The sequence below is a fragment of the Bacillus sp. FSL W8-1141 genome (assembly GCF_038593205.1).
In the GTDB taxonomy this organism is placed as follows: domain Bacteria; phylum Bacillota; class Bacilli; order Bacillales; family Bacillaceae; genus Bacillus; species Bacillus altitudinis.
Genome location: NZ_CP151973.1, coordinates 813,064 through 836,497 on the forward strand (window position 1 = coordinate 813,064; position 23,434 = coordinate 836,497).

Consider the following 23,434-nt stretch of genomic DNA (forward strand, 5'->3'; position numbering starts at 1 on the left):
ATCAGATGAGATGGAAGAGAACAAACAAATCGTGCTTCGGGGAGCTGTTATAGGCGCAGCCTGCGGCATATTGCTGACATTATTTCATCGTCCAACAAGAACTGCACTGAAAGAAAAATGGAATGACTGCCAGCAAAAGCTGGATGAATACCGCCTGGAGCCTGGCAAGATGTCTGCTTGCGTGAAGGAAAAAATGGAAGAAACGAAGCAATTGATGAGAACAGTCTCAGATGATTTGTCTTTTCTGAATGAACAGGTGAATCAGTTAAAGGAAACAACACCAAAGGTATTAGAGATTATTGAAGAAACAAAGGATCACTTTCAAAAGAAACAGAAAGATTGATCATTGGAGATGAGACGTATGGGTTTTGTTAAAGCGTTAATTGGACGCTTTTTGCTGCATGAAGGACCGGCAAAATCAGCTGAACTTGCGTATTTCTTTTTGCTTTCATTATTTCCGTTTCTCATCTTCGTGCTGACGCTTGTTGGTTATTTGCCGCTGACATCAAAGGATGTTCTAAGCGTCATTTCTGGTTATGCGCCAGAGGGAGCGCTTTCGATGATTGAATCCATTGCCGAAGAGACGCTGAATAACCGTAACGGTGGATTGTTGTCATTCGGGATTATTGCGGCACTCTGGTCTGCATCCAACGGTATTAATGCGGTTGTCAGAGCATTTAACCACGCTTACGAAGTTGAGGAAAATCGTTCCTTCATTCTCGTACGTTTAACATCGATTATCTTAACCATTGCGATGGTGCTTACGATTATTTTTGCCTTGATGCTGCCTGTCTTTGGAAAAGAGCTTGGCTTATTCGTTGCCAAATTAGTAGGGCAGTCAGATGCGTTTCTCACCATTTGGACAGCCATGAGATGGATTATTAGTCCACTGATTTTACTGATTGTTTTTACATCCCTATATTATTTTGCCCCTAACATTAGGCTGAAATTGAAATTTGTGCTGCCGGGTGCCATATTCGCATCTGTTGGCTGGATTCTCGTCAGCATGCTGTTCTCATTTTATGTAGGCGAATTTGCTAACTATAGTGCGATGTACGGAAGCATTGGGGGAATCATTATATTAATGATCTGGTTTTATTTAACCGGCATTATGATCATCCTCGGCGGCGAGCTCAATGCGCTTTTACATAAGCGTAAAATCGTACCAGGCAAGGTGTGAAGAAATCCGGGCATCCTAAAGGAGAACGAACATGTTCAATCTTGACGGATGGGGGAATAACGAATGTCTAAACAATCGAAAAAAGGCGGAAGCAACACAAAACAAAACAAAGGCCATCAGCCAAAGCACAAAACAAGTGGAAGTGCGAATGGGCAAAATGGGTATCACTAGATGAAAAAACTCCTCTGCATAGGTGCAGGGGAGTTTTTTATGATTCAATTTCGTATATAACGTTTCAGGAGAAAAGTTGCTTCAGGCTTTGGCTGATAGTTTGGATCGAGCTGAAAGCATGCTTTCATCGCAACACGTTCACTTCTGACATGCCCAACAGGACAAAAGATTTCAAATTCATCGACTTCAGGAGCAAAGGCATCTGTCATACATTTCACTGTTTTGGTCACAATACCTTGCCCTTGCGCATCTTCACCAATCCAATAGCCAATATTGCCTATCCGATGCTGAAACGTCATACGGAATACCCCAATTAATTGACCGTTTAATACGATACCCGCTTCTATATCTTTTTTTTCAGCATAGGCAGCGCGGGCAGATTGAATAAATGATTGAACATCTTCTATGCGATGACAGTGATTCACCCATGGTAGCCACTCTCCCAAGTGATCTTTATTCTGCTGGATAAGTGCAAATAATGCCTCTGCATCGGCTACTTGTAAACACGCCAATTTTAAGTCATCTGAAATGTTAAATGTAAACAAAATAGATCCTCCATTTAGTTACTTTCAACCACTGCCAGCGTCTTCCCAAATCGAACACAACAAAACACAAATAAAATCACAATGCTGACAAGGTAAAGTAAATTCATGCCCTCGAACGTCTGCACAAAGAATCCGCCAAGAACCGGACCGAGAATACTTCCTGCACTAAACGCCATCCCGCACATCAAATTCCCAGCAGGCAGCAGATGCTTTGGCAATAAGTCTGTCATATAACTGATGCCAAGTGAGAAGGTCGAACCTACAGCCATACCTGCGATAAAGAAACAGATCGCAACAGCCAAAACGGACTGAATGAAAATCCCTGCTAAAAGGAAAAAGAATGAACCGACGAGTGTCACAACTAAAATCATGCGTCGTCTGCCGAAACGGTCACTCAGCATCCCGAGAGGAAGCTGAAAAACAATACTCCCAATCGCAAACGCAGGTAAAATAAACGCAACAGCATCTATCGTCACCCCGCTTCTCAGCGCATACACAGGGAAGTTACTATTGAGCGTCGTTTCTAAAAAGCCATAGCAAAACGGCATCATAAACGCTACCCAGCCAAATTGAAACGCCTTCTTGAAGCGCTTCAAACTATTTGTCTGCTCTGACGTCTGCATTTCACCTGTATCAGGATATGTATTTTTTAAAACAAACACAAGCAGCCAAATACACAAACTAACTGCACCAGACACAATAAACGGCAAGGATGGATTGATTTCAATGAGTGGTGTTAAAAAAGGGCCAGCGGCAAAACCGAGTCCAAAGGATAACCCATACAATGAAATATTTCGCCCGCGATTTCTAGATGAAGAGGCATAGGTTACCCACGTCTGTGTGGAGAAATGAAGCATATGATCACCGATGCCGATCATCAGCCGCAAGAAGAACCAGACGACATAAGATTCAATAAAGACAAAACTAAATAAACTTAAAAAGACAGCAGCGCCCCCAATGACGATCAATGGTTTAAATCCGAAGCGGCGCAGCGGCGCTTCCATAAAAGGAGACGCAAGCAGCACGCCGAGATATAAGCCGGTGGCATGCAGTCCGTTTAACGTCGGGGAAGTGCCGGCATGTTCGAAAATAATCGAAATAACTGGCAGTAACGCTCCCTGCGAAAAACCAGATACGGATACAAGTAAAATTAAAATCATAAAATGAATTCTCGACATAAGAAGCTCCTTACAAGTTCATGCTTTCATCGTACAATGGAACCATAGGGGTTTCAATAGAAAGGTGGAAAAGGAATGAAGCTGATATACGAAAATGATCGGTGGGTCGCTAATGCTGATCAAAGGCAGCTACATATTTCAGGAAATGAAGAAGCGGGATACAGGCCGTATCAATTGTTCACCTCGGCTATTGCGGGCTGTTTTGGAGAAATGGTCATTCATGTATGCCGGAAAAAACGAATATCCTATCAAGGGCTGACCATTACGCCTGAAACGACAAGAGAAGGAACTGTAAACAAAATTACTCATATTCATTTACATATGATCTTTGAAAGCATCAGCACCTCTGATGAACAGCTGGAAAAAGTAATGAAACTTGCGTTGAAGCATTGCTCCATGGTGCAATCCGTGAAAGGAACGATTGATATCACCCTTTCACACGAACGAATCTAAATGTATATGATGCCGGCACTCACGAAAGAATAACAGTCAGATATGATGTAAAGGAGATTGGCTGTATGAATCGTTTGTTTCTTGTGATTGTCGCGATCGGTGTTCCATTATCTGTAATTGGTAGTTTTCTTCATTTCCCTCAGGCTGTCATGTTTGCCGTCTATTGTATCGCCATCATCGGTCTTGCAAGTTTTATGGGAAGAGCGACAGAGAGTCTTGCCATTATAGCGGGACCAAGAATTGGTGGGTTATTAAACGCTACTTTTGGAAATGCAGTGGAATTAATCATTTCATTTTTTGCATTAAAACAAGGACTCACCGCTATTGTCCTTGCTTCACTCACTGGCTCAGTGATCGGCAATTTACTGCTCGTGGCTGGACTGTCTTTTTTCGTTGGCGGATTGAAATTTAAACGACAAGAGTTCAATGTCCACGATGCAAGGCATAACTCTGGGCTCCTTATGTTTGCGATTATTGTGGCATTTGTCATTCCAGAAGTCTTTTCCATAGGGATGGCAGAAGATCGTCAATTTGTTTTAAGTATCGGCATTAGCATTGTGATGATTTTGCTTTATGTCGCAGCACTCTATTTCAAACTGGTCAGCCACAGAGGTGTTTATGTTGCCAAGCAGGAAATTACGGAAGGGGAAGCAGCGACGGAAAAAGAAACACCAGAGTGGTCGGGGAAGTTTGCCACGGCGATTTTACTCCTTGCGACAATTGCTGTGGCGTATATTTCAGAGCGGCTCGTCCATACATTTGACACAGTCGGAGAACAGTTTGGCTGGAGTGAGCTGTTTATCGGGGTCATCATTGTTGCGATTGTCGGTAATGCAGCAGAACACGCATCTGCTGTGATTATGGCGTATAAAAACAAAATGGATGTCGCAGTGGAAATTGCTTTCGGTTCCACGCTTCAAGTCGCCATGATGGTCGCACCGATCCTTGTGATCAGCTCTCTGTTTTTTGAAAAGCAAATGCCACTGATCTTCTCATTACCAGAGCTCATTGCCATGGCATCCTCTGTATTACTAACGGTCATCCTCTCAAATGATGGGGATACGAACTGGTTTGAAGGTGCTACATTGCTCGCTGCCTATTTCATTATGGCGATTGGATTTTTCCTTTTATAATCTTTTGTGGATAAGGGACGTCTTTCGGGAAAATACTATGGAAAAATGAATGAGAAAGAGTGATGATATGAAAAAGATGCCCCGCATCATGTTTGTTGTTCTCTTATCCTTAAGTTTTCTATACAGCTTTCCAGCCGAGGCAGCAAAGCCGTTTAAGGTGCCATCGTCTGTCGCCAGTATCTCAAAGGAAAATACGTATCCAAATGCATCACAGGATCAACCGCTGCTCCAGCCGAGCGAGCTGACGGCCGAATTATTTAAAACAACAAGTGTACCAATTGAAAATACACATTTAATTAAAATGCTGAATGAATCCAGTATCTCAGGTACACCGCTAGCAGTTGGCTACAGGGCAACGATTTTTCTTGGAAGATGGGCACTCAGCTATGATTCAAACGAAACCGTCGCCAATTGGGAATACAAAAAAGTGAACACGAATCACATTGATAATAGAGGCGGAAACAAAACAGCCATCGGCAAATATGTGCAAAAGCAACAAGTAAAAGTAAGTGGAGGGCTCACAGCAAAAGTACCAAACCCAGAAGATGTGAAAACGTTGATGATGCAAAAAGCCATCCAAAAAACAAAACTTCCGCTCGCCTTCGACACAGTGATTGGTGCAGGAACAAAGCGAGATCAGTCCTACCACGTATCTCCGAAAAAAGCAGCAACCCTGCATGCATACGCTCCAGCGATTAACGAAAAAGGAAAGGTTACTTACGGAGAAGTGTATCTTGTGCTCAAAGGAAATAAACGCAAACTCGTCGTGAAAAACGTGACCTCGCAAGGAATCGGCGCTTGGATTCCTGTGCAGGATCACCTGACGTTTGGGTTTCAAGGGATGAATTAAAAACAGTCATCTCCTCTTACCAAGGGGAGATGACTGTTTTTTGATTAAGATGTCCTATCTTTTTTCTTTTTCATTTCATGAATGTAAAAATCAAAGGCGTTATATAATAACCATACAAAGAAAAGAAAGAGAAAGACTTTAGTGAATATCGTCAAATTGTTGAAAATTAAGCATAGGCCAATAAGAGGGAGGATCATAAAGCCATAATACGAAAACCACCATGTTTTAAAAATGAAACTCAGCTCCTTGGTTATTTGTGGAAACGATTCTTTCTTCATATTACATGGTCTTGAGTAGAACGTAAACCTTACCTAGACAATAAAAAAGCCAACGTAGAAGTTGAATGAATCCAACAACTACGATGGCTTAGCTGATTATTCCCCTAAATCCACATTATGATAAACTTGCTGCACGTCTTCAAGCTCTTCTAATACATCGATTAGTTTCTCGAATTGTGCTTTCGATTCATCATCTAATGTCACTTCGTTTTGAGGCAGCATTGTGATTTCAGCGACAGTAAATTCTTCTACGCCTGCCTGTTTGAACGCTTCTTGAACTTGATGGAATTGATCTGGTTCAGCGTAGACGATCACCGTATCATCTTCTTCCATAATGTCACGTACATCAATGTCTGCTTCCATTAAAAGTTCAAGCGTTTCTTCTTCACTTTTCCCCTCGACACCGATCACCGCTGTTTGGTCAAACATGTAAGCAACAGATCCACTGACGCCCATATTTCCGCCGTTTTTCCCAAATGCTGCACGAACATCAGACGCTGTGCGGTTGACGTTATTGGTCAGGGCATCAACGATCACCATAGATCCGTTTGGACCAAATCCTTCGTAACGCAGCTCATCGAAGTTCTCTTCTGCGCCGCCTTTTGCTTTTTCAATCGCACGGTCCACAATGTGTTTTGGGACACTATATGTTTTTGCACGTTCTAGGACAAAACGAAGTGCTTGGTTTGATTCTGGATTTGGCTCACCTTGCTTGGCAGCCACATAGATTTCACGCCCGAATTTTGCGTAAATACGACTTGTATTGGCATCCTTTGATGCTTTCTTTTCTTTAATGTTGTTCCATTTACGACCCATCTTATTCACTCTCTTTCAATTAGTAAATACACAGTATGAGGGTCCCCATGCTGCATGAAATCAATCTGCTTTCTATTATACATGAATCAGTCAAGAGGATAGAAGTAAGAGGGCTGAAAAGAAAAGAATTCCTTAGCTGATATGTCCAAGTTGTTCAAGCGTCTTATTTTTCTCATGCGGTCTAGTCAGCTCATCACACCGAATGATCATGTGAACTACATGCATGATAATTAACTAATTAACAAAAATAACCCCCATCAAAAATGAGGTTATTTTGCAGGCTGTGGATAGACGAGATCCTCAAGCAATTTCACATCATGCTGATGAAGTTGTGTGATCATTTCTTTTCGCACAGCGAGGGCGGCTTCGAAGTATTTTTCATCCTCAACCATTCCTTTTACGGTGATCTCAATTCCGCGATTCAATTTATTGAGCCCCATAATGCCATGAACCTGAAAAGGTTCAATGGCGTTTTGGAATTCATCTTTTTTCAGTAAATCATGATGCATTTGATTTAACTGATCACATGCTGTTTCTAGCGCCTTGAAAGCAATGTCGGGATTTTGGTTTGCGCTGATCAAGACTGACTCTGTGATACGCATGTAGTGCATATTGTAGTTTTGGATTTGACGAATGTCTCCGTTTGAAATGGTTAACAGCTTGCCGCTCCATTCTCTAATTTGCAAAGACCGGAGACCAATTTCTTCAATGGTTCCGTTAAAAAGATTATTGACCGTCACATAGTCACCTTTATGAATTTGCCTTTCATAAATGAGGAAAATGCCGGCTAAAATATCACGAATCAAGGTCTGAGCGCCAAAACCAATGACAATTCCAGCGACACCAGCCCCCGCAAGAATCTTCCCAAAGTCATGAAAAAATAGAGAAATCACATATAAGACAAAACATATGGAAGCTGTATACTTTGAAACCGATTTGACCAAGCTCTCAATCGTTTTTTTCTTTTTATCTTCAATGAATTCAGTTCGTTTAAAGAAAATCTGAAGCGCTTTGTTGATCATAAAGACGGCAAGCCAAAGAATGAGGCCAACAAGGAGAATTTCAATGTATTTGTTCTTGACCACTGTCAGAAATGTTTCGTCCATCTATCGGTTACCCCCTGGCTGTACGAGAAGTAAAATCAACATCTTGATAATAACTGTTTTTCACAAGAACATTCGGACCAAGGCATTGCACACTTGGGCAATGACAATTCAGTTCTTTTGCCAATTTTGTGTTCATCCAGCGTGTATAAGCTGATTGCAACGTATCGGTTTCAATATTTCCTAATGGCGGTGTATCGCCAAAGTCTGTCACAATAATATTCCCATCAAAAATATTCACATTCAATCGTGAACGACCATCAGGGTCATTTCGTACTGTCACATTTTTCGCTTGACGCAATCGAGTCAAGAGGCGCTGGTCTTCTTCATCTGTGCTGCATGAATAAAATGGCAATGTGCCAAACAGCATCCATGTGTTCTCATCACGAACATCGAGCAGCTGATGAATCGCATCCCGCATTTGCGGAAGCGACAATGATTCAAGGGCGCTGGCAAAATCACTTGGATACATCGGATGAACTTCATGGCGCTGGCATTTCATCTCGTCCACGATTTGACGATGGATGTGTTCAATATAAGGAAGCGTACGCTTATTCAGCATCGTTTCAGCAGATACGGTTACACCCGCTTTCACAAGTGCTTGACTATTCTCAATCATGCGGTTAAACAATTTCTCGCGCTGCTCAAAGGTTGGCTTTCGGTCCATCATTGCAAAACCAACCGTAGCAAACTCTTCGACTGTTCCCCAGTTATGTGAAATGTGTAGGACATCCAAGTATGGAATAATCTCTTCATATCGAGCCAAATCAAGTGTTAAATTCGAATTAATTTGGGTACGGACGCCGCGTTCATGGGCATACTTTAATAAAGGAACGACATATTCTCGTACAGATTTCAGAGACAGCATCGGCTCTCCGCCTGTGATGCTAAGGGAACGCAAGAGCGGTACTTCATCTAAACGGCGAAGCAGTAAATCGAGTGGCAGTGCATTCGGATCTTTTGGCTGCAAAGTATAGCCAACCGCACAGTGCTCACATCTCATGTTACACAACGTCGTTGTCGTCAATTCAATATTTGTCAGCTTCATTTCTCCGTAATCCTGCACATCGAGATAGGCTTCCCAAGGGTCGAATGCAGGTGTAATCGGACGAAGTGCTGTTTTTTGGTTCATGGTATCTATCTCCTTTTCATTCGGGCAAACATAGACCCGCCAACAGTTAATTTTAAGCCCCATCACCGTTATACGCAAGAGGGGACACAATTGATTTACAAAGGAAAAAAAGATAAGCTATAAACAAATGCTAAAGGGAGTGTATCTATGGGCAAGGCAGCAGACAGCAAAGAGCAGCAGGTTGATTATTTAAAGAACCGATTAGATATGTTTATGAATGTGATTGATTCATTAGATCCTGAATCCACAGACGTTGAGGATATAGACAGACTCATCCAGATGATCGACGACCTAGAAGCGAAATATGAACGGTTTAAAACCGATTGGAAGGAAGAATAGCTCGCGCTGATGCGAGCTTTTTTCTTTAAATTGGCAGGTCAAAAAGTGTATGAGTACCCGGTATATTCTGCACAATAGAAGAAAAACCGGGAAGTGACGTAAATGAAAAAATGCATACTGATCTGTCTATGTGCGCTTTTTGTATCGATGCCTTTTTCAAACTTAGAAGCCGTGTCTAATCAGCCGATTCATTGGGGATTTGCTAAAAGCAAAGAGCACAAGCCAGCAGATGCCGGCAAGGAACTGACGACACTCTTAAAGAAATATGATGCTTTCTATTTAGGAAATACGAAAAAGAAAGAGATTTATTTTACATTCGACAATGGCTATGAAAATGGGTACACACCCAAAATCTTGGACGTGCTGAAAAAACATCAAGTACCCGGCACCTTTTTTGTGACTGGGCACTTCGTAAAGGACCAGCCTAAGCTCGTCAAACGTATGGCAGAGGAAGGTCATATTATTGGCAACCATTCCTATCACCATCCAGATTTAACAACAAAGAGCACGAAAGAAATCAAAGAAGAGCTGGATCGTGTCAATGAAGCGGTATACAAAATCACAGGAAAACAAGATAACCTCTACCTTCGTCCACCGCGCGGAGTGTTCAGTGAAAGGGTACTAAAGGAAACGAAACAGCTTGGCTACCAAACCGTTTTCTGGTCAGTAGCGTTTGTAGATTGGCACATCCACCATCAAAAAGGAAAACAGTATGCGTACAATCAAATGATGAAACAGGCGCATCCGGGTGCCATTTACTTACTTCATACCGTCTCAAGGGACAATGCCGAGGCACTTGATGATGCCATTACTGCTTTAAAAAAACAAGGATATACCTTTAAAAGCTTAGACGATCTCATGCTTGAAAAAGTATGGCATCTCCCTCAGCTATAGAAAAAGCTTGCAGACACTGCAAGCTTCAGCGTGTAGCCAAACCCTCGCATTCGCCCGCAGTCCTGCGTGCTGGTGCTCACGAATGTGAAATTCGCTCCGCGCCAGTACTCGTCCTTCCTAGACTGCAAAGGTTTTTTATCACGCTGAAACGAAGACAAAGGGCTAAAATCAAGTTCATTTTAGCCCTTTGTCAACAATCTGAGGCTTGCAGACATCTGCAAGCTTTTTGACTTATCCTTCTCTTATTTTACGCTGGAACAAAAGGGGACGATGACGAGTAAAGGAGTCAATCAAGCCCTCACCGAAAATCGTGATGCTTTGCTCCCAAGGATGTCCTAGTAAACCCCAGGTCATCTCTTTTGATAAAAAGAAATAGTAATCCCCATTTGGGAGCACAGGAACTCTCCATTCTCCAAATTCATCTTTTTCAAATGAGCCGTATGGTGTGATCCAATAGCATGCGTGCTGCCAATCAAGTACCTGCATATATTCGTCGGTTCCGGTGATATTCTCCTGAAAAGACAGCAGTGCCTTCATTTCAAGGTCTTCATCCGCACTGAGGAGAGAAGGGTCCTCGAAATAAGCAGAGATATCATATGTGATGTAAGGAGATGGTGCTTGAAAACCGGGAAAGCGAGAGATGCTTGGTTTAAATTTAAACTTTTGATCAAATGTTTTCCATGCGTACTTTAGTTCTTTGTCTGTCAGTGGAATCCAGTTTTCCATAGTATCTCCCTTTCAAGCACTTCTCTCAAAAAACTATTTAAAAATCCTAAACCATCCTTTATGTTTAAACCACAAAAGCATCCCTGAGACAAGCAAACCCATGAAAATCAGTACGCCAAAATAGCCATATTTCCAGTGTAATTCAGGCATGTTATCAAAGTTCATACCATACACCCCAACAATAAAGGTCAGTGGAATAAAAATCGTCGAGACAATGGTCAGTGTCATCATGATGGCATTCATTCGATTGGAATTTAGTGTTTGATAGCTGTCTCGTAAATCGGCTGTCATATCACGGTTTGACTCAACGATTTCTGTTAGTTTCAATAGATGATCATAAATATCATTAAAATATGCTTGCCGGTTTGCATCGCTTTTCATCATATTCGTGTTCACAATTCGATATAAGAGGTCCCTCATCGGGATAATGGTTCTGCGTAGTTTGAGCAAATCGGATCGAATACCGAATACTTCGTTCATTAATGTACCATACGTTTTATGCCCTTCTTCATCCTCGATTTCATTGAGCCTGTCCTCAATTTGATAAATAATAGGAAAATAATCATCGACGAGCTGGTCAATCAGCATATAAGCCATATGCTCTGGACCGCTCTTTCGTGCTTTATCAGACCCTTTGAGCTTTCGAATGACTCGATCAATGTAGGGTGCTTCCTTCAAATGAAAAGTAACGATATAGTTTTCTCCAACAAACAGGTCGACTTCTTCAGATCGAAGTGTTTTTTGATTGAGGGCATGAAGGACGAAAAATAAATACCCTTCATAAAAATCAAGCTTCGGCCGCTGTAAATAATGGAAGCAGTCTTCAATCGCAAGCGGATGGAACTGAAAAAATTCCTTTAACAGTGCTGCTTCCTTTTCCGTTGGCGCATAAAAATCAATCCAATACCAGGCAATATCGGGGCTTGAAAGCTGCTGCAATGTTGCATGTTCAATCAAGTCGCCGTTTTTTGTCACTGCAAGTTTTTTCAGCATGTGCACCCCTCCAGACTTGCATTATATCATGAAGCACCGGCGGTGAACTTATACGTTTTCACCATAAAAAAGCCGATCTCATCGCTGAGATCGGTCCAATGTGCGTGTATGATTGATGGATAAAGCGAGAATTAAGGACGACGGAAGTTGACGAAACCACCGTTACGGTCGAACCAACCTCTAAATGCCCAGTTGATATAACCGCCATCACCTTTGTTTGTGAAAGATCCATTTTCAAATACCCAAACTCCGTACGTAATGCTTCCGTATTTAACAGTAGCAAACGTTTTAACACCGTTGAAACGAGTCTCATAGCCTTGGCTTAAGTTAAAGACCATGACATTGTATTTTGCGCCAGCAGCATAGAAAGCAGACTCCATTAATCCTTTGACAAAGCCTTCACGGTTCGTGTTAGCATTTGCAGCATTAATTAATGCATTGGCAATTCCAAGTACGTCAAAGTTAATGTTAACATTTGTCGCATTTGTTGAAGCTTTACCTTCAGCAGCTTTGTTTAACACAGTTTGCTGAATAGTTGTTGAAACTGGAGCAGTTTTTTGCTCAGCAGCGTCAGCGAATACTGGTAGTGTCGAAGAAACAGCAGTGGCAAGGGCAACAGAAAGAATTGTTTTTTTCATTGGTCGGATCTCCTTTGTTTTTAAATTTTGGGTCTTCTTTTAGTAAAACGTGAAACTAGGTGAAGCCGGTTATCAATGAGGTAAATATGTTCCTGCAAGATGAAACAAATGATTGCCTAATCCGCTAATTCCTTTGTTCACCTCCTTGATATGTCATAATTATACAAATATTTTTGAAATAGAAGATATCACCCATAGGTTCTATTTCTAATTTAAGGAAAATGATCCTAAAATGTTGAAGATTGCTGTCGAATTTTAGCTGAATTCGACTAAAAATTTTCATCTATCCAAAAGGAGAATGACCATAAATAAGGAAGATATAACTGATAAATTCTTGTACTCTTTATATTTAAAAGTATTCAATATAGAGAATCATTCATGCAAAGTGAAACAATCACATCTGCGTGTGTTGGCAGAAAGGAAGAGGAAAAACATGTGGGAAAAACACCTATTGGTTGAACCGCCCTATCACTTCGATCAAGTGCTGAGACGTTTGTCGAGCGATCCATTAAAGGCGGTCGATCTGGATAAAAGAGAAATCAAAGTACCGATGAGGCTGAATCATAAACCGTACGTTGCAGTCGTTCAAGCGACAGGAACAAAAGAAGCGCCTTCGTTCCGGATACAGGCTAACGGGCCGGAGGAAGCGATCCTTTCTGAGGTGAAGCGGATATTTGGCATGGAGCATCAATTACACGCCGTGCATGCCCATTTTGCTCAAACAAATCTTGCGCCCATTTTTGAACGTCATATCGGAACGCCGCTTATGCTGGATTTCCATCTATATCATTGCTTGATGAAATGCATCATTCATCAGCAGCTCAATCTTGCCTTTGCTTATGAGTTGACGAAACGGTTTGTTCATACGTATGGTGAGCAAATCGACGGCGTCTGGTTTGACCCTTTACCGAAAACCATTGCATCACTTGAAACCGACGATTTGAGAAAACTGCAATTCAGTCAGCGAAAAGCGGAATATGTGATTGGTGTCTCAAAGCGAATAGTGAGCGGCTCTCTAAATTTAGAAGAATTACACGACTTAACGGATATTGAAATTGAAGAACGTCTGCTTCCGATTAGAGGGATTGGACCTTGGACGGTTCAAAATGTCCTCATGAATGGACTTGGAAGACCAAATCTCTTTCCAATGGCAGATATCGGGGTTCAAAATGCGATCAAACGTCACTTTGACCTGCCAGAAAAGCCAACAAAAGAAGAGATGGCAGTTTTAAGCAAGGAGTGGGCACCGTATTTAAGTTACGCCTCCCTTTATTTATGGAGAAGTATAGAGACAGATAAATAATTGAAAGGCATTTTCGCTCTTCGTCCAAGTCGTGATATACTATTCAGATGGAATAAAATGAGGACAACCGATAAAGGTTTAAATAGAACGGAGAGAATAAACGTGAAAGAAAAACAGCAAGGAGCCCTTCTGCAAAAGGGGCAGCAGTTCCCGCTTACCATTAAACGCCTTGGCATTAATGGGGAAGGGGTCGGTTATTTTAAAAAGCAAGTAGTCTTTGTCCCAGGTGCACTTCCAGGTGAGGAAGTAGTAGTTGAAGCAACGAATGTCCAAGCGAAATATGCAGAAGGTACGGTGAGGAAAGTCCGCAAGCGCTCAGAACATCGAGTGAAACCGCCGTGCCCAGTATACGAAGAGTGCGGAGGCTGTCAGCTTCAGCATTTGGCATACGAGCAGCAATTAAAGGAAAAACGCGATATTGTCATTCAATCAATGGAGCGTCATACAAAGCTGTCGGTTGAAAAGATCGATATTAGACCAACAATCGGTATGGAAGATCCGTGGCACTACCGGAATAAAAGTCAGTTCCAAGTCGGAAGATCACATAGCGGCGACATCATCGCAGGGCTTTATGGGCTGAATTCTCATAAACTTGTTCCGATCAAGGAATGTATCGTCCAGCATCCGAAAACGAACAAAACAACAGGCGTCGTCCGCAAAATTTTAGAGAAATTCGGCGTATCTGTCTACAACGAGCGGACAAGAAAAGGCGACGTGCGCTCGATTGTTGTGCGTGTCGGCTTTGAAACAGGTGAAGTACAAGTCGTCCTTGTCACATCAAAGCCTGAGTTTCCAAAGAAAAAAGAAATCGCCGAAGCCATTCAAAAACGTCTGCCAGAAGTGACGTCTATTATGCACAATATTAATGGCGAAAAAACGTCAGTCATCTTTGGGCATAAAACATCGCACCTAGCTGGCAACATGGTCATCCAAGAATTTTTAGGAGACGTCTCCTTTGAATTGAGTGCACGGGCTTTCTTCCAATTGAATCCGAAGCAGACATTAAAGCTTTACGACGAAGCGAAAAAAGCGGCCAAACTGACTGGCAAAGAAAAGGTAGTCGATGCGTATTGCGGCGTTGGAACCATTGGAATGTGGCTCTCAGATGGAGCAAAAGAAGTAAGAGGTATGGATGTCATCAAAGAATCAATTGATGACGCGAAGAAAAATGCCAAAAAACACGGCATGAAAAACGCAACTTATGTGACAGGCACAGCCGAACACTGGCTGCCAAAATGGGTCAAAGAAGGCTTCCGTCCCGATGTTATCGTCGTCGACCCGCCAAGAACAGGCTGCGAACGCACTTTCCTAGACACGGTTAAACAAGTCAAACCAAAACGCTTTGTCTACGTCTCTTGCAACCCATCTACACTAGCAAAAGACCTCGAATACATGTCAAAAGACTACAAGATCGAATACATGCAGCCAGTGGATATGTTTCCGCATACGGCGCATGTGGAGTGTGTGGTGTCTTTAGTCCTTAAATAATAGTGGGCAAAGAACCGCGAAAGGCCATTATGATCATTTAACCTTCTAATATGAAGTAATCACCAAATTTTTTTTAAGTGAGCATAAATATCACCAGTCATGTTTTATCAATGGAAGTTTTATATGAATATATGCATGGTGTTATCGCAGATGGTATATATGGTCCAAAACCAAAGAAAAAGGCGCAGCTCGAAGCCTTCTTGAAGTAAACAAATAGTCCCCTTGAAATTCCAAGGGGACGTTTTTGTTTATTCGATGATTTATCCTCTTTTTAATACTCGCATACTTTATCTTCGCACTCGGGTTTTTCTTTAGCATCTACAGTGAAAGATATGACTTCGTCATTGCCCTTATCATAGATTCCCCATATTTCTTTTTTCTTATTTTCATTGAGATAACCATTAATTTCAATACCGCCCATTGGGTTTATCTCATAATCATCAGTATAATCAATTCGTTTAATATCATTATAGTTTGTTTTAATAAAGTCAGTCATTCTTTTCTTAGCCAAGGAATACAATTCTTCTTTTTTAGCTTCTTGGGCAGCTGTTTTTTTGTCGTGTTGTTCCTTCATAAATATCCCTCCAAGTGTTATAATAACCAAAGTTATAAGGATAATTATGTATTTTTTCATAAAACCATCCTTTCTATCTTAGATTTTACATGAGAGAAGGGGCATTGTACATGAATACAAAGACGGACATACCTAATTTAACAGATAAAGATTATTTTTCTCTGAGCCAAAATACATATAGTGAAAAGAAAATGAGAAAAGCCTATGAGAATAAGACACCACTTGTAAATGATTCAAAAAAAGCTTTTTATGTAGACAAAATCAAAAAAGACCCAGACACAGGCCTAGATGTTTACGTATTTGTCCAAGCCAAGAAAAAAGAAGGTAAATGGGTTAAACCAAAAGAACCTGAGAATGTTGTCGTAGGTTTTCAAGGAACAAATCAAGAACAAATCAAAGCTGACGTGATAAGTGCAGATGGCGGCAACGTGGTAATGGGTCAAGACCCGAAAAAGAAAGTCAAATACATCATGAAAAAAGAGGCACCTGAAAACTCTAAAGCGATTACCAAGTATAACGGTAGTATGGAACAAGCCATGTTGTTGAAAAGTGGAGAATACAAAATTGTCACTAAGACATCTCAATTTGATCAAGGTGATAAGCTCGTCGCCAATGAAGTGAAAAAGTATGCTGGCACTAATACAGTGATTTCAACAACGGGTCACTCACTTGGAGGGGCAGATGCAGAATACGCTGGTGTAAACAATCATGTTTACAGTGTAGCCTTTAACAACCCTTCCATTGTTAAACTGCATGATGAAGAAACTCAGAAGAAAATCAGAAACGGCGAATTTGATTTGTATCATAAAGCCATCATTAATCCTGATGATATGGTGGGGGCAGGTTGGTTGTTGGAATATGACAGGCACAATGGAACGACAATTTATACGAAAGATCCTAGTCAATCACGAAGAGAGCGTATAGATCGGTTTGTGTCTCCGTTTGGTGTTCCTGGGGTTTTAGGAAATTTGATTACTTCCTTCTATGGCCAAGCATTCGCAAAAGATCCGGATACTCATAGTTTAAATGAGTCGAACTTTACTTTTGATAAGAATGGTCATATCAAAAGTGTGGATGGAAGCAAAGGTGTTTATAACCAGAATATCGAATCGTTCTCATCTTATTCAGGTATGAATGGACAAACCATCAAAGTGGATGCCAAATATGCAAAAGAATTAGCTCGTCGATTACAGGCAGCTATCGAAGACTTAAAAACAAAAAAACAAGCAATTGAACAATTCCCTCACGATCACAGCAAAATGATTTATGACGTGAAATCTATTTGCGGAAAGAGGTTAGGAGAATTCAATGATTTAGATCCAAGTGACGTTGAAAAAGCTATATTGTTTCACGCCCCTTTTGTGAAAGATGGAGCAGCATTTTATGACTCAGAAGAACAGTATCAAACTGAGGCTTCTCTACATTATTTGATTAGAGATTTAGAGGATATTAGTGAGTTTATTGTGAAAATGGCGGAGGATTTAAAAGATAAGGATAATGAATTAGCAAGATGGTTACGGTTGTAAGGAGGATTTCAATTGCCATATGGAGTTAATATGGATGCAGATGAGTTTTACAGACGATTACAACAGAATGAGGAATTAAAAAAAATTGTAGGTTCAAGTTTAAAAACGCATTGTCAGAATCTAAAAGAAGACACAAAACATGCGTCAGACTTTTCTTCAGCACAACAGGTTGTAGCTGAAGTGTATGTTGCTTTACTCTCTTCATTTGAAGGAAAAGCTAAGGATGCATTGATACAAAGACTCAATGAAAATGCGAAGATGCTGACAAATGCCACAGAGAACAGAAGTGCCTTTCTAAGAAGTATAAAGACAAAATAGTGAACATAACCTCTTCGCAACGATGTGACAGAGGTGTTTTTTTATTTGGGAATCGTCTTATAAATTCCTTGACGCTTTATTCACAGCTGGTATCAGCTTATTATTTAATATGACACATAAACGTTGACGAGCAAGATGATTAATACCGTGCATGTGGAGACAGTTGTATCGATGGTACGAGTGTAAAAAGTGAAATGAATAAAAATGGTTCGTGACTTGAATACTGGCTTCTAGTTTGTACGATCATCACGGACTTTTTTATTAACTTATTGAGAGAGAGCGATCAAAGAATTTTTAATTCATGGAAAGGTGGAGGATGAGATTGAGTCAATTTAACATCTTAACAAACTATATCCCAATGCTTCAAGGCGATGATATTGGTGAATGGGTCATAGATAAAGAAAATGATGGAACAGCAGAACACCCGATTCAGATGCCCTTTGTGAATTATTCCGAAACGGTCCGTCGTTTTATCGAGGATGTCTATACCTTTGCAGAACAACATCAAGAAATGGAGCTTACCCGCTACAGTGAGATCCTCAAAGAAAATGGCATTGAGGGTGGAACGAACGATATGGAGAATGTGGACATCTCAAATGTAAATGCGCAGTGTGTACTGGCTCTCATCATGGGGGTTCTGAGAGCTGAACGATTTTGCGATGGTGTCATACTCGATGTCTTTACAAAAGGAACTATTGTCAAGTGGCTTGAAAGATTGGAACGTTTGGAGTAAGAGAGACTAGTTTTCGGGGTGATCAAATGAAAAACAAAACAGATGTAGCCCACATGTTTCCTCCTATGAAAATAGAAGAAATTGATCATATTTTATTATATGATTTTGATGCAATAAAAATGGAAAAAGAAGATGAACGTATAAAATTCATTTTACAAGATCCCTATTGTCCTGATAAACATCATATTCACAGTGTGTATGTCATCTATAAAAGGTCTATACTCAATTTACTTGAAGGTAGGATTCGTTCTATTCATAGTCATGAATTCATGACTGCTAAGAAAAAGGATCGAACGATTTCTATAGAAGATATAGAATATGTATTAGAGATCGCTACAGTTGTGGTTCTTGCAAGTGAAAATAATGGAATATTGACGAATTATTTTTATAGTGGAGTCGGACAAAGGTTAGATTGTATTTTTAATCTATGTTTAGGTTATTCAACAGATTTACAAAAGAAAGAACATAAAGTAAGTTTGCAACAATTTATGGATGATATAAAGATTGTTGAAGAGATGGGATTGTTAGAAAAAATAGTAGGATAATGAGCAAAACCTAGATGTTAGAGAAATCTAGGTTTTTTTGTGCTTTTGAAAAATTTAATCAACTTCATGTTGACCTTCCCCTTAACTGAAAGGTTTATACTGTGATCAGATCAACAAAACGGAGGAGATGCAGGATGTTCAAGATCGGCGATTTTTCTATGTTAAGTAAAGTGCCTGTCAAAACCTTAAGATATTATGACCAAATTGATTTATTAAAGCCTCAGCAGATCGATCAAGATTCGGGATACCGTTATTACTCAGCTGAGCAGTTACTTGAGGTCAATCGAATTTTTCTTTATAAGGAATTAGGCTTTACGTTAAAACAAATGGGGCAGCTTCTTCGTGAAGATATTTCCGTAGAGCAAATTCAGGGCATGTTTCTCTTGAAAGAGAGTGAGATTCAGCAATTGATCGAGAGAGAACAACAGAAATTAGCCCGTATTAAGGAGCGAATGCACCTCATCAAACGAGAGGGGTGTGTTGAAAAAGAACAGGAGGTCATCATCAAATCTGTTGAAAGCAAACGCATCATGTCTTTTCAATCCAACGGAACTGTTGAAGAAATCCCTTCATTCTTTCAAATGTTTCATCATTTATTACATAAACATCAACAAGAATCGATCTCGGGACCACAAGTGGTGTTATGGAGAGAATCACTGGAGAAAGAAAGTGAGTTCGAATTTGAGGTGGGGTATTCCGTCAAATCGTTAAGGTGCTCTCTTCCTCAGGGAATGACAATTCGCACGTTACCTGCAGAAGACACCATGGCAACACTCTTATTTCATTCCCATTCTCCATCTGCACAAACAGCTTGTGTTGACTTGGCGACATGGATCGAACATAACGGATACCGCGTGAAAGATGATCAGCCGGGCCGAGAAATCTATTACCCATTGTCAGAAAATGAAGAAGGCAGGCTCATTGAAATTCAAATTCCTATTAAGAATGAAATCAAATCGTAAACATGGCCCAAAGGAGAAACGTCACGATGCAAAATAAAACCGTTGTCTATTTACTTGCTTTAGCAGCTTTTTTAATCGGAACGATCGAATACATCATTACTGGCATTATTCAAATGGTCGCACATGATTTACATGTCACAACGTCTACTGCTGGCTTATTGGTCACATCTTTAGCACTTTCGGCCGCAATCGGTGCACCGATTGTCATCGCACTAACCATCAATATGGACCGCAGAAAAATATTAACATGGACGCTGATCATTTTTATTTTAAGTAACTTCATCACAAGTATCAGCCATTCGTTTGAAATGGTCATGATCACAAGAGTTTTACAAGGAATCAGTGGGGGAACGGCGATTGTAGTGGCGATGGCGGTTGCAACTCGTCTTGTAGAACGGGAAAAAAGAGGAACAGCGATTGGCATCATTTTAATGGGATTAAGCAGCTCCTTGGTTTTAGGCGTTCCAATCGGGACATTTCTAAGCAATATGATCGGATGGAAAGCATTATTCGCAGCCATTGGAGTGATCACGCTTATACCGCTGATTGTGGTGTATAGGCGGATCCCTTCTATGAAAGAACAAGAACCGGTGACGCTTCGTATGCAATTATCGATTTTAAAAGACAAGCGTATATTACTTGCAGTGGCAGTCACGTTATTCTATGTAGGGGGATATTCCACGTTATTTACCTATTTAACGCCCTTCCTGCAAGCATCAGCAAACCTTAACATCACAGAAATCAGTGGCATTTTGTTACTAGCGGGAATATGTAGCTTTTTAGGGTCAAGCCTTGGAGGGATGGCAGCAGATAAAAAAGGACCCATCTTCACGATTTTTTCTGGCATCATCTTGCAAATCATGATGCTCATGCTACTAGCATTTGTCACAGGGAATCTCGTGATCATGGTGGCTGTTATCATGATATGGATGATCGCAACATGGAGTACATCACCAGCTCAGCAGCTATATCTAGTAACCCTTGTTCCGAAATCTCCTGATATCGCATTAAGTGTTAATACATCATTTATTCAATTCGGATTTGCTTTAGGGTCGGGTTTAGGGGGGATTGTGTTAAACGGAACCTCTGTATTGAACCTAAGCTGGCTCAGCGCTGGTACGGTTTTCCTTGCGTTACTCATGACCATTCTCATGGTGGTGTTTGACTGGTTTTCTCAACATAAGAGTTTGAAGGTGATCGAGCAAGGAAGGTAACTTATTCAGTTTTTTATTGTGGGAACTACTTATCTCGGGTAGTTCCTTTTTTTGATTTGAAGAATGCACCAGTTGAGGGAGTTTATTTGCTACAATAGGAGTAAATATCCAAAGGTTTTTAAGGGTTAATAACAAATTACTCTAAAAATGAATGCCGAAAAAGTACTGCTAGACAGGAGAGATACATAATGCCAATAAGTGAGGAGATCATCAATCGGAAAGGCGCTCGAAAGGGAAGTGACATTCCTCATGACGTCTTGCCCCTTTTGAATCAAGGGGAGATAGAGAGTGTAAATTTAACTGAATGGCTAGCGGTCAATCATATGACGCTAATACAGCATGTCCTGCCGTCCCTTGGCTTAGACGATCATTTGGACTATGTTTCATCTGAAGTTGCCAAACAAAAATCTGAGTCAGGCATGAAAGCAATTTGTCTCATAGGTCATTTGTTAGATAAAGTGCTGCAGGAAGAAAATGAGGAAAAACGAGTGGAAGTCATACAGGCATGCAGTCGCCACATATCTGATAGCGTTCGCTGCTGGGCGGCTTATATGAACAAGCAGCATTCATCCTCTTTGGAAGAGAAACTAGCGTACATTCAGCCATTTGCAGCTGACCACCATTTTGGTGTTCGCGAAATTGCTTGGATGTCAGTGAGAGAAAATCTAAGTCATCAGCTCGATCAAAGTATAGAATATTTAACAGAATGGGCAAAAAGCGAGGATGAAAATATTCGCCGGTTCTCTGTAGAGTCGATCCGTCCAAGAGGTGTATGGACAAAGCATATTGAGTTATTAAAACAGGAACCAGAGAGGGCACTGCCTATTCTAGATCACCTCAAATCTGATCCATCAACATATGTTCAAGATTCTGTAGGAAACTGGCTGAATGACGCTAGTAAAGCACAGCCGAATTGGGTAAGAAACCTATGTGAACAGTGGTCAAAGGATTCTGATACAAAAGCGACTAGCAGGATTGTTAAAAAAGCCAAGAGAACGATTGTGAAGGGGAATTTGTGAAAATGAACATGAACTGAATTTCCTTTTTTGAGAGATTCTTATCTAAATGATACAGGAGAAATTCTTAGAGATTTGCAGGTTTATTATTCAGAAGTACTATTCTTCAGAATGGTATAAATTTCGTTTTGTTTGAGTCAAATATTGCTTTTGTAATACATAATTCAATAGAGCATATTAATTCTTCTGACTAAAACTAGAAATAATATCTATCTATAAAGAAAACAATATACAGAGAGAGTGAGTAGTACCATTGATGAATCAAGATACTTTTGCTGAATGGTTGAGAACTTATGCAAATATAAAACCATACTCTATTGGAAGATACTCTAAAGCGATCGGCACAATATCCTCCGAATTAGAAGACTATGGATTACAGAGTATTAATTTATTTAATTTAACTGATGCTGCCTTTATTGATGAAATTCTTAGTAATTCTGAGTTTAAAAAGAAAAATGAAAAAGGACACAGGATGTATAGTGTAGCTTTAAAGCATTTAAAAAAATACATTGAGTATTATTATGATTCTGAGTTACAGGCAGAGCTGTTCAAAGAGGAGCAGCAGTTTGAAAAGTACCTAATAGGAAATCCTGCTGATGTCAGCAGAGCTGATATTGAGGATAAACCAAATGATAAGCCTAAACATAGGTTAGTGAAAAATAGAAAGGTATGGAGTAGAAATCCTAATTATGCAGTTGGGGCTGTAGCTGATGCACATTATTTATGTGAGTTTGATAATCAGCATAAACACTTTATTTCTAAGTTTAATGGAGAGAATTATGTAGAGGCTCACCACTTGATACCAATGCAATATCAGGATCAATTTGATCACAGTTTAGACATCCATGCTAATATTGTTTCAATTTGTTTAGTCTGTCATAAGAAAATCCATTATGGGCGATTTGAGGACAAGAAAGAAATATTAGATAAGCTATTTCACAGTAGGAGAGAGAGACTTCTTAAAGGTGGAATTGATATAGAAATTTCACAGCTATACACGTATTATCAGGATTGAGAAATCTAAGGGAATTATGGCTGGCTTAAGATTACTATCCAAATTAGGATACTAATTGAGTATTTAATACAAATTGATTATAGCCTAAGTACAGTCACTCAAAATGTCATTTAAAGAATAAAATTCAATAGCACTGTACAAAATAAATCTTTACATCATTCCCCATCATCATGTAATATATGGAGAAATCAAAAGCGAAGAAAAGGACATGAGCAGCTTTTATCGGTTCACAGAGAGGGAAGTCACGGTGAAATCTTCCTAACGCAGAAAAGTTGTCTTACCACCTTTGAGCTGTATTGGGGAAATTACAG

General features: G+C 40.3%; 27 protein-coding genes and 1 other annotated feature (1 of these 28 cut by a window edge). Of the genes, 18 read left to right on the top strand and 9 right to left on the bottom strand.

Annotated features, from left to right (window positions below):
* Window positions 1–10 precede the first annotated feature (10 nt).
* Genes NSQ52_RS03985 through NSQ52_RS03995 form a run of 3 tightly spaced genes read left to right on the top strand, consistent with a single transcriptional unit; the run spans window position 11 to window position 1,355 of the window.
* Complete coding sequence (locus NSQ52_RS03985) at window positions 11–343, top strand: hypothetical protein (protein ID WP_035391343.1); 333 nt, start codon at window positions 11–13, stop codon at window positions 341–343.
* A gap of 18 nt (window positions 344–361) precedes the next feature.
* Window positions 362–1,180: a YhjD/YihY/BrkB family envelope integrity protein gene (locus NSQ52_RS03990; protein WP_008341753.1), complete on the top strand. Its 819-nt coding sequence runs from the start codon at window positions 362–364 to the stop codon at window positions 1,178–1,180.
* Window positions 1,181–1,211: 31 nt separating this feature from the next.
* Window positions 1,212–1,355, top strand: coding sequence for a hypothetical protein (locus tag NSQ52_RS03995; protein WP_162484020.1), 144 nt, complete (start codon window positions 1,212–1,214; stop codon window positions 1,353–1,355).
* 40 nt (window positions 1,356–1,395) lie between these two features.
* Here the strand turns inward: NSQ52_RS03995 and NSQ52_RS04000 are convergent, their stop codons facing one another.
* Both NSQ52_RS04000 and NSQ52_RS04005 read right to left on the bottom strand, forming a co-directional pair.
* Window positions 1,396–1,896 (bottom strand): GNAT family N-acetyltransferase, encoded by a 501-nt coding sequence (locus NSQ52_RS04000; protein ID WP_342473940.1) that lies wholly within the window; start codon window positions 1,894–1,896, stop codon window positions 1,396–1,398.
* A 14-nt stretch (window positions 1,897–1,910) separates the two neighbouring features.
* Window positions 1,911–3,074 carry an MFS transporter gene (locus tag NSQ52_RS04005; RefSeq protein ID WP_008341750.1) on the bottom strand — a complete coding sequence of 388 codons (1,164 nt, stop codon included), beginning with the start codon at window positions 3,072–3,074 and terminating at the stop codon, window positions 1,911–1,913.
* Window positions 3,075–3,149: 75 nt separating this feature from the next.
* Here NSQ52_RS04005 and NSQ52_RS04010 point away from each other — a divergent pair, with 75 nt between their 5' ends.
* The 3 genes from NSQ52_RS04010 (at window position 3,150) to NSQ52_RS04020 (ending at window position 5,510) form a co-directional block, all read left to right on the top strand.
* Entirely contained in the window at window positions 3,150–3,527 is a 378-nt protein-coding gene (locus tag NSQ52_RS04010) for an OsmC family protein (RefSeq protein WP_041090698.1), read from the top strand.
* 65 nt (window positions 3,528–3,592) lie between these two features.
* Window positions 3,593–4,660 (top strand): calcium/proton exchanger, encoded by a 1,068-nt coding sequence (gene cax, locus NSQ52_RS04015; RefSeq protein ID WP_144680239.1) that lies wholly within the window; start codon window positions 3,593–3,595, stop codon window positions 4,658–4,660.
* An 88-nt stretch (window positions 4,661–4,748) separates the two neighbouring features.
* Window positions 4,749–5,510 carry a YfkD famly protein gene (locus NSQ52_RS04020; protein WP_224559743.1) on the top strand — a complete coding sequence of 254 codons (762 nt, stop codon included), beginning with the start codon at window positions 4,749–4,751 and terminating at the stop codon, window positions 5,508–5,510.
* A 374-nt stretch (window positions 5,511–5,884) separates the two neighbouring features.
* Here NSQ52_RS04020 and NSQ52_RS04025 read toward each other — a convergent pair whose 3' ends face one another.
* The 3 genes from NSQ52_RS04025 to yfkAB all read right to left on the bottom strand — a co-directional run bounded on the left by NSQ52_RS04025 (window position 5,885) and on the right by yfkAB (window position 8,839).
* Window positions 5,885–6,604 (bottom strand): YebC/PmpR family DNA-binding transcriptional regulator, encoded by a 720-nt coding sequence (locus tag NSQ52_RS04025; RefSeq protein WP_007496614.1) that lies wholly within the window; start codon window positions 6,602–6,604, stop codon window positions 5,885–5,887.
* Between the two features lie 269 nt (window positions 6,605–6,873).
* Window positions 6,874–7,710: a mechanosensitive ion channel domain-containing protein gene (locus NSQ52_RS04030; protein ID WP_025206933.1), complete on the bottom strand. Its 837-nt coding sequence runs from the start codon at window positions 7,708–7,710 to the stop codon at window positions 6,874–6,876.
* Between the two features lie 7 nt (window positions 7,711–7,717).
* Entirely contained in the window at window positions 7,718–8,839 is a 1,122-nt protein-coding gene (gene yfkAB / locus NSQ52_RS04035; protein WP_017358799.1) for a radical SAM/CxCxxxxC motif protein YfkAB, read from the bottom strand.
* A 147-nt stretch (window positions 8,840–8,986) separates the two neighbouring features.
* Between yfkAB and NSQ52_RS04040 the strand changes: the two genes are divergently transcribed.
* Together NSQ52_RS04040 and pdaA are read left to right on the top strand one after the other, a co-directional pair.
* A complete protein-coding gene (locus tag NSQ52_RS04040) occupies window positions 8,987–9,178 on the top strand; it encodes an SE1561 family protein (protein WP_003218031.1) in 192 nt (63 codons plus the stop codon).
* A 102-nt stretch (window positions 9,179–9,280) separates the two neighbouring features.
* Window positions 9,281–10,072, top strand: a complete 792-nt coding sequence (gene pdaA / locus NSQ52_RS04045; RefSeq protein ID WP_039168013.1) for a delta-lactam-biosynthetic de-N-acetylase — start codon at window positions 9,281–9,283, stop codon at window positions 10,070–10,072.
* A gap of 231 nt (window positions 10,073–10,303) precedes the next feature.
* Here pdaA and NSQ52_RS04050 read toward each other — a convergent pair whose 3' ends face one another.
* The 3 genes from NSQ52_RS04050 to NSQ52_RS04060 all read right to left on the bottom strand — a co-directional run bounded on the left by NSQ52_RS04050 (window position 10,304) and on the right by NSQ52_RS04060 (window position 12,429).
* Entirely contained in the window at window positions 10,304–10,798 is a 495-nt protein-coding gene (locus NSQ52_RS04050) for a DUF2716 domain-containing protein (protein WP_144680231.1), read from the bottom strand.
* A 33-nt stretch (window positions 10,799–10,831) separates the two neighbouring features.
* Window positions 10,832–11,791, bottom strand: a complete 960-nt coding sequence (gene corA / locus NSQ52_RS04055) for a magnesium/cobalt transporter CorA (protein ID WP_041506595.1) — start codon at window positions 11,789–11,791, stop codon at window positions 10,832–10,834.
* 131 nt (window positions 11,792–11,922) lie between these two features.
* Window positions 11,923–12,429 (bottom strand): hypothetical protein, encoded by a 507-nt coding sequence (locus tag NSQ52_RS04060; protein WP_024720250.1) that lies wholly within the window; start codon window positions 12,427–12,429, stop codon window positions 11,923–11,925.
* 433 nt (window positions 12,430–12,862) lie between these two features.
* On the opposite strand from NSQ52_RS04060, the gene NSQ52_RS04065 reads away from it, so the two are divergent.
* Together NSQ52_RS04065 and rlmD are read left to right on the top strand one after the other, a co-directional pair.
* Window positions 12,863–13,732, top strand: a complete 870-nt coding sequence (locus NSQ52_RS04065) for a DNA-3-methyladenine glycosylase (RefSeq protein WP_342467874.1) — start codon at window positions 12,863–12,865, stop codon at window positions 13,730–13,732.
* Window positions 13,733–13,828: 96 nt separating this feature from the next.
* A complete protein-coding gene (gene rlmD / locus NSQ52_RS04070; protein ID WP_045034519.1) occupies window positions 13,829–15,220 on the top strand; it encodes a 23S rRNA (uracil(1939)-C(5))-methyltransferase RlmD in 1,392 nt (463 codons plus the stop codon).
* Between the two features lie 271 nt (window positions 15,221–15,491).
* On the opposite strand, the gene NSQ52_RS04075 is transcribed toward rlmD, so the two are convergent.
* Window positions 15,492–15,854, bottom strand: coding sequence for a DUF1433 domain-containing protein (locus NSQ52_RS04075; protein WP_178896506.1), 363 nt, complete (start codon window positions 15,852–15,854; stop codon window positions 15,492–15,494).
* Between the two features lie 50 nt (window positions 15,855–15,904).
* Here NSQ52_RS04075 and NSQ52_RS04080 point away from each other — a divergent pair, with 50 nt between their 5' ends.
* The 8 genes from NSQ52_RS04080 (at window position 15,905) to NSQ52_RS04115 (ending at window position 23,123) form a co-directional block, all read left to right on the top strand.
* Complete coding sequence (locus NSQ52_RS04080) at window positions 15,905–17,320, top strand: lipase (protein WP_342467875.1); 1,416 nt, start codon at window positions 15,905–15,907, stop codon at window positions 17,318–17,320.
* A 12-nt stretch (window positions 17,321–17,332) separates the two neighbouring features.
* The gene (locus NSQ52_RS04085; RefSeq protein ID WP_041506592.1) at window positions 17,333–17,638 is read left to right on the top strand and encodes a hypothetical protein; all 306 of its coding nucleotides are present in this window, start codon (window positions 17,333–17,335) and stop codon (window positions 17,636–17,638) included.
* A gap of 322 nt (window positions 17,639–17,960) precedes the next feature.
* A complete protein-coding gene (locus tag NSQ52_RS04090; RefSeq protein ID WP_217967434.1) occupies window positions 17,961–18,371 on the top strand; it encodes a DUF6508 domain-containing protein in 411 nt (136 codons plus the stop codon).
* Between the two features lie 26 nt (window positions 18,372–18,397).
* The gene (locus NSQ52_RS04095) at window positions 18,398–18,916 is read left to right on the top strand and encodes a hypothetical protein (RefSeq protein WP_342473941.1); all 519 of its coding nucleotides are present in this window, start codon (window positions 18,398–18,400) and stop codon (window positions 18,914–18,916) included.
* A gap of 134 nt (window positions 18,917–19,050) precedes the next feature.
* The gene (locus NSQ52_RS04100; RefSeq protein WP_024720257.1) at window positions 19,051–19,878 is read left to right on the top strand and encodes a MerR family transcriptional regulator; all 828 of its coding nucleotides are present in this window, start codon (window positions 19,051–19,053) and stop codon (window positions 19,876–19,878) included.
* 26 nt (window positions 19,879–19,904) lie between these two features.
* Window positions 19,905–21,092, top strand: a complete 1,188-nt coding sequence (locus NSQ52_RS04105; protein WP_342473942.1) for an MFS transporter — start codon at window positions 19,905–19,907, stop codon at window positions 21,090–21,092.
* Window positions 21,093–21,280: 188 nt separating this feature from the next.
* Window positions 21,281–22,111 (top strand): DNA alkylation repair protein, encoded by an 831-nt coding sequence (locus tag NSQ52_RS04110; protein ID WP_212361185.1) that lies wholly within the window; start codon window positions 21,281–21,283, stop codon window positions 22,109–22,111.
* 253 nt (window positions 22,112–22,364) lie between these two features.
* On the top strand, window positions 22,365–23,123 hold the full coding sequence (locus NSQ52_RS04115) for a hypothetical protein (protein ID WP_268357041.1): 759 nt from the start codon (window positions 22,365–22,367) through the stop codon (window positions 23,121–23,123).
* 188 nt (window positions 23,124–23,311) lie between these two features.
* Window positions 23,312–23,434: a binding site (T-box leader), on the top strand (it continues 101 nt past the right edge of the window).